This window comes from ANME-2 cluster archaeon (assembly GCA_014237145.1).
GTDB lineage: Archaea > Halobacteriota > Methanosarcinia > Methanosarcinales > Methanocomedenaceae > Methanocomedens_A.
On the sequence record JAAXOC010000038.1, the window covers coordinates 44,463 to 50,462 of the forward strand.

Annotated in this window: 8 protein-coding genes; 4 read left to right on the forward strand and 4 right to left on the reverse strand. The window is 44.0% G+C overall.

Annotated features, from left to right (window positions below; genetic code table 11):
- Window positions 1-58: 58 nt before the first annotated feature.
- Window positions 59-349 (forward strand): hypothetical protein, encoded by a 291-nt coding sequence (locus HF974_05225; protein MBC2697742.1) that lies wholly within the window; start codon window positions 59-61, stop codon window positions 347-349.
- Between the two features lie 238 nt (window positions 350-587).
- Window positions 588-2,066, forward strand: a complete 1,479-nt coding sequence (locus HF974_05230) for a dihydropteroate synthase-like protein (protein ID MBC2697743.1) — start codon at window positions 588-590, stop codon at window positions 2,064-2,066.
- Between the two features lie 36 nt (window positions 2,067-2,102).
- Here HF974_05230 and HF974_05235 read toward each other — a convergent pair whose 3' ends face one another.
- Entirely contained in the window at window positions 2,103-2,345 is a 243-nt protein-coding gene (locus HF974_05235; protein MBC2697744.1) for a hypothetical protein, read from the reverse strand.
- A gap of 155 nt (window positions 2,346-2,500) precedes the next feature.
- On the opposite strand from HF974_05235, the gene HF974_05240 reads away from it, so the two are divergent.
- Window positions 2,501-2,944 (forward strand): hypothetical protein, encoded by a 444-nt coding sequence (locus HF974_05240; GenBank protein ID MBC2697745.1) that lies wholly within the window; start codon window positions 2,501-2,503, stop codon window positions 2,942-2,944.
- A 15-nt stretch (window positions 2,945-2,959) separates the two neighbouring features.
- Here the strand turns inward: HF974_05240 and HF974_05245 are convergent, their stop codons facing one another.
- Window positions 2,960-3,133, reverse strand: coding sequence for a hypothetical protein (locus tag HF974_05245; GenBank protein MBC2697746.1), 174 nt, complete (start codon window positions 3,131-3,133; stop codon window positions 2,960-2,962).
- Window positions 3,134-3,181: 48 nt separating this feature from the next.
- On the reverse strand, window positions 3,182-3,583 hold the full coding sequence (locus HF974_05250) for a hypothetical protein (protein MBC2697747.1): 402 nt from the start codon (window positions 3,581-3,583) through the stop codon (window positions 3,182-3,184).
- 88 nt (window positions 3,584-3,671) lie between these two features.
- Between HF974_05250 and HF974_05255 the strand changes: the two genes are divergently transcribed.
- Window positions 3,672-4,574, forward strand: a complete 903-nt coding sequence (locus HF974_05255) for a DUF1743 domain-containing protein (protein ID MBC2697748.1) — start codon at window positions 3,672-3,674, stop codon at window positions 4,572-4,574.
- Here the strand turns inward: HF974_05255 and HF974_05260 are convergent.
- Window positions 4,565-5,641, reverse strand: a complete 1,077-nt coding sequence (locus tag HF974_05260; GenBank protein MBC2697749.1) for a VWA domain-containing protein — start codon at window positions 5,639-5,641, stop codon at window positions 4,565-4,567. The genes HF974_05255 and HF974_05260 overlap by 10 nt on opposite strands.
- Window positions 5,642-6,000 lie beyond the last annotated feature (359 nt).

The following is a 6,000-nucleotide window of genomic DNA, read 5'->3' on the forward strand; positions in this document are numbered from 1 at the left end:
AATAACACAATAATTAAATACTATCATTTTTTTTACTAATTTATGAGGTTGGTTCATGCTGAGTGATGGTGTAGAATCCGAACTTGAACTGTTGGAACGCCATATTATCATACTAAAGGTTGTTATTAAAAATGGACCTATCGGAATTATGAAAATGTCTGAGGAAACTGGTATACCAAATCACAGGGTTCGTTATTCTTTGAGGGTGCTTGAACATGAAAGTTTGATAATTCCATCTACCTCCGGTGCTGTAGCCACTGACGAGGCCAGGGAATATATTGTGGGTTTTGAATCGGTCATTACACGTTTAACAGAAAAAATGAACGATATTAAGAAAATAAAGCAATAGATATTCTGTGATGGATTCTGTAAGGGATTTTGCAGTACTAAATACCCCCCGAAATTGTACGTCTGTTTTAACCACTTTGCGATCTTTGCGTACTTTGCGGTGATAAATAATTGTAGTGGTAAGACATTGTTTTCAAACATATTGCCACCGCAAAGGTCGCAAAGAGTAAGTTTTATTTGTTTAGTTTTTAACTATAAAATAACAAACCTTTTTGCATTTAACACAAAATTAAGATAACATGCAAGTACTGGTTGTAACAGGGCGTAAGGCCGCAGGGATAGTACGTAAGTCAGTTGGAAATCTGGCCGAGGTTTTGGTACTTGATATTAATGTTGCTGCATTTACAACGCCGAACCGTCTTGAAAAATCCCTCATTGGGCAAGAATTTGACCTTATTATCATACCAGGGCTCGTCTCTGCCGATTTTTCAGGGCTCGAAAAGCAACTGGAAACTCCTATTCGGCTGGGTCCGAAACATGCTGTTGACCTGGGATTCGTGCTGTCAAGTTATGGTGATGTTGAATTATCGACCACCATACCCGCTTGTGAACTACTAATGCAGCAGCGACGGGATATTGCTTTATCAAGTCTTGCAGAGATTGAAAATGCCGCATCACCAGCTTTAGTGTTGAGCCACCTCAAGATCGGCGGGGATTCGACCATAAAAGTGATGGCAGAAATAGTGGATGCTACTGCCCTGCCCGGTGATAAACTTATTGAGAGGATACATATTTTCCAGTCCAAAGGTGCAGATATCATTGACCTTGGTGTAGGCATGGCCGCTACTGCAGGTGATGTTCGGCGCACGATCAAGGCAGCCAGGAAAGTTGTTTCGGTACCCTTAAGTATTGACACACTGGAGCCCGAACTGATCGTCGCGGCAGTGGGATCTGGCGTTGATATGGTATTGAGCCTGAATTCTGGCAATATCCCGCAGGTTGCACCCGTTATTTCCCAAATGGATATTGCTGCGGTTGTTATTCCTGACAGCGATGGTGGCATGGACAGCCTGGAGGCAAACATCAAGTCTGCAAAGGATGCAGGCATCTCGAAGATCATAGCAGACCCTGTGCTGGACCCACCGGGGCAGGGCATGGTTGAATCCATGACACGGTATAAACAATTCAGGCGATCACATCCCCACATCCCTACCTTCTTCGGTGTCGGTAATATCACTGAACTCATTGATGCCGATTCGGTTGGAGTGAATGCGATGCTCGCTTCCATTGCAGGTGATGTGGGTGCAGATATTTTGTTTACACCCGAATACAGCGACAAGGCCAGGGGCAGTATAGCCGAACTTAAAACTGCGGCCGGGATGACGGCACTGGCCGGGCGGCGCAGCACTCCCCCCAAGGACCTGGGACTTGACCTGTTCGTGTTGAAAGAAAAACGGTTCAGGCCCTTTGAAAGTTTGCCTGAAGAGTTCATAGAGGGCGAAAAAATCTACCAGTGGATGCGGGACCCTGCCGGGAGTTTCAGGATAAGTATCTCTGATCAATGTTTCATGGACGGCGAGTTCGGGCAGGGCAGGATCATTGCCAGACATGCAAAATATACCATTGTGGGGGATAATGCAAAGGAGGTGCTGGATACTGCCCTTGACTTGGGATTGGTATCAAGGCTGGACCATGCTGCTTACCTGGGTTCGGAATTGATGAGGGCCGAACTGGCTATTAAACTGGGGCGTAGTTATTCCCAGGATGATGATTTTTAGACGAGCTATAGTTTCCTGCCAAATATCAGTTCAATACTAACTGCAGAGTTTGCCGAGGTACGCAGAGAGGGGTAAAAATGCACTGCGCAGTCCGGTCCCTGGCGGTTCAAAGTTCACACAAATCCACAAGGTTGGCTGCCACCTGCCGCCCTGTCGGGCTGCGGTGGCGGGGGTAGGGGGGGCAACCATGCACATGTCATTTATTATATATTTTAACTGCTTCCGGCAGCAAACAAACACAACATCCACTTCGCACCCCACGGACCGCTGGAAATCCATTCATCCACAAGGCTCCACAAAAGCGCCTGCCTATCCCCACATCACAAGGGCGAGCGGAGAGTTGTAGAATGGGTGGGGGCTCAAATTTAAATACAGATACCTTGATGTGAAGTACTTTAAAAAAATATATAGTATATAGAATTCATTTTACACATATGGGAAATAAATTTTTGTTTTTAATGATATTTACAATCCTATTTTCACCTCAGTTTGCTTCTGCTGATGTGATTATTCCCGTATCATTTCTTACTATCCCCTTGATTCCCCTCATAGTAATAATTGAGGCTGTTACTTTCTGGGAAATAGCAAATAAAATCATAAAGGTTCCTATTGGTTTCTGGAAATTAATCCAGATTACATTTATTGCAAATGTAGTAACATCATTACTGGGGACTTTTATTCCGATGTATAAATATACTTCTGAAAATTTAATTTGGATAGGAGTTGCACTTGTATTATCAGTATTTATTGAATGGGGGATTTACATTCCATTTTTAAGGAAAAACACTATAAAAATCATAAATATACTAAAAATTTCTTTTGTATGCAATTTAATTACTTATTCAATCCTTGTTTTCTTTCTATTAATGTCAGTCTGACGTTTCCGTAATCAATCACTGCTCCCCATACATCCACGAGGTACCACAAAAACGCCTGCCAGCCCCCACACCACAAGTGCGGGCGGAGCAGAGCGGGACGGGCACCCGGGCAGAGTGAAGACGAGAGGGGGTGGCAGGAGAGTCAGGAGAAAGATGGGGGCTGGAATCAGTTAGTATTTTATTGATCATTATGCAGCAGACTATAATTTAAACAAGGTAATTTAACCTCTGCAATATTCAACCAAAAAGAGACTTCTTCTCAGGTACATCCATTGCACCCATTTCTTTATATCCTTCATCCAACATGAACAACGTAAGCGTCTTACGTCCCTCTTTTTTTTGAGTATATATTATCTGTCCGCCCAAATCCATATACTGTGAATAAACGCCATCGAACTGCTCTTTCTCCTGCTCCTTAAGCTCAATGAACAGGGTTTTATCGCGCAACTGGTCATATGCCACTACCACATCAGCCTCGCGCAGACGCTTAAGTTCAGTGATAAGCTCAGGGTCTGTGGATTCGTCGATATACACACTTTTTTTATGTTCCGGGGACCAGCCAATCCTGCGTTTTTCAATCTCCATGACAGTAATAGCGGTCCATTCACCCTGTTTCTGACGACGGGCAGATCTGTTCACGATGTCACCTGTGCTAAGTACAGCACCCATAAATAAATAATCTTTTAAACACCAAAGTACATTTAAAATCACGACCGGAGCCTTTTAAATGCACCTGAACGACCCTTATGTTGTAACTTATGAAGGAATATATGCTATTTGCGACCGCGAGAACCGGTTTGTTGAAATAATAGAGAACTCCAGATGTTATGGCGGCTCTGCCTGGACCATGCATCACTATGCCAGCAGTCCGTTGATAATTGATGTCAGGTCTGTGGGTAATATGATACGCTACCGCACCAGGGTCGGTACGTCAGAACTCACACTGGAAGCGTCGGTTGCCGCTGCCGGAATTGAATCGGTCATAGTAAAAGGTGATGAAGTGGAGATCACCTATGCCGGTCTTGGCGGCGGGGGCGTGGGTGCCACTGTGTGCCGTGCTAACAGCCGGGGCGTGCTCAGGTCCGATATCACCGAATCGGGCGGAGGCAGGGCAGCCAAAGGCACGATAGTCGTGCCGAGAATGGAGCGTGTACTTGTAGGAATCGATGATACTGATAACAAAGAAGAAGGGGCCACATGGTCCCTGGCACACAACATCGCAAGCGAACTTGACAGTGAAGATGCCAGGTACCTGTCCCATTCCCTTATCCAGTTGTTCCCCGCACCTTCCAAGACCCAGAACTGCGTGTCCACAGTGCTGGAATTCGGGTGCATGAACAGTAAAGCAAAACAATCATTGCTGCAGGATATTAAAGCAGCACTGGAACAATACAGCGTATCCAGTGAGACCGGGATGGTGGTCATTGACGGTTTTGATGCTTCACATCTTGAGGATTACAGCAAGGAATGCAGGACCCGGATACTCACAAAAGAATATGCCGAGCAGACCGCCCGGGCTAATGATGTCCAGGTGTGGATGGACGGCAACGGCATTATAGGGGCACTGGCAGCCCTGCCCTGGTTTGACAGGCCCAATAAGTCAGTAAAGATAGATAGAACTCATCTATGACGTCTTACCATCACAACGGCAGATGCGACTACAAGTAATAATGCAACGAATGACAGACCTAAAAGGGTAGGAATATCCTTGTTATCATCCAGTGGTACACCGCCAGTACCATTATAATGTGGACTACCTGTTTTGTTAAAGGTATCTGTATAACTGACACCTGCTTCCATTGCTGCTGATCTCATGCCCCACCCTGTAATACTGTTCAGGTTGCTGATGAGTATTGTACCTGATTTTTCATCATAAGTGGTATCCTTGGACGCATCTGCATATTCAGGTGCTACCATTTCAGATTCGTAATAATCCACTGCCACCACGCGCCTGTATTCGAGGCGTTCGTATTTGCCACCAGTGGTCTTTGATATCTCTTTGAACACGTCTGTGCCGTGGTTATAGTCCTTTATGCCGCTACAGCCAAGACTATGTATGGTAATACCCAATTCGGCAGCAAGTTCACTCTCTTCCAGATAATCATAACCCAGCGGGCAGCCCTGCTTAAACGAACTGTCACCGTTCCCCTCAAGACCATGAGGTGGTGCATCACCTATCAAGAATATGACCATCATAGCATCACCGGACCAGTCCATATCATGTACTGCAGCATGCAACCCATCTGCCACAGCTTCAGGACCATCCCCTCCGCCCATGGCATTAATGTCACGCAGGTCATCCATTACCTGATCTATATCAGTGGTCAGGTCGAACATTTTGTAAATATATGTTTCATCCTCAGGAGAATGGTCGCGGTATGTAACGATGCCTATCCTGAGATCGGGCCTGGGGTTGCCGCTCATGGTATCTTCTAGAATGTTCTGTATATGGCTTTTGACAGAAAGTATTTCATCACTCATACTGCCTGTGGAATCCAGCAGGAATACAACTTCGATGAGGGGAATATCAGAATCATTGGGTAAGACTGGACTATTACTGTTGGGATTATCTGGTAATTCAGCTGTTACCGCAGGAATAAATGACAGGACAGATATTGTTAATGCAACTATTAAGTATGTAAATAAATCGTTTATTCGTGGTTTATCAAAAATTAATTTGTAAATTTCAATTATCATGAGATATACACCTCAATTTTAGTATATTTGATGTAAAAACACTTAAAAATTGCTTTAACTATTAATCAATTCGTAGTTAGCTCTTATTTTAATAAAATATACTACATTATGTGTATAATCCAGAACTATGGATGAGAGCCACAGAAGTAAACGATCAAGAAGGGAGTGGTTAAATCATAATTGCACATATATATGCATTAAAATATTAATATGTTTATATAGGGCATTGGGTTCCTGCCTCCAAATATATATCCTTATTTTTATATAAAAAATCAATCATAAATCTTAACTACATTCATCCCAGCCCATACCTCAGGCTTGAATAAAAATGAGATTATGGAAAAACGAAGATGCCAGGG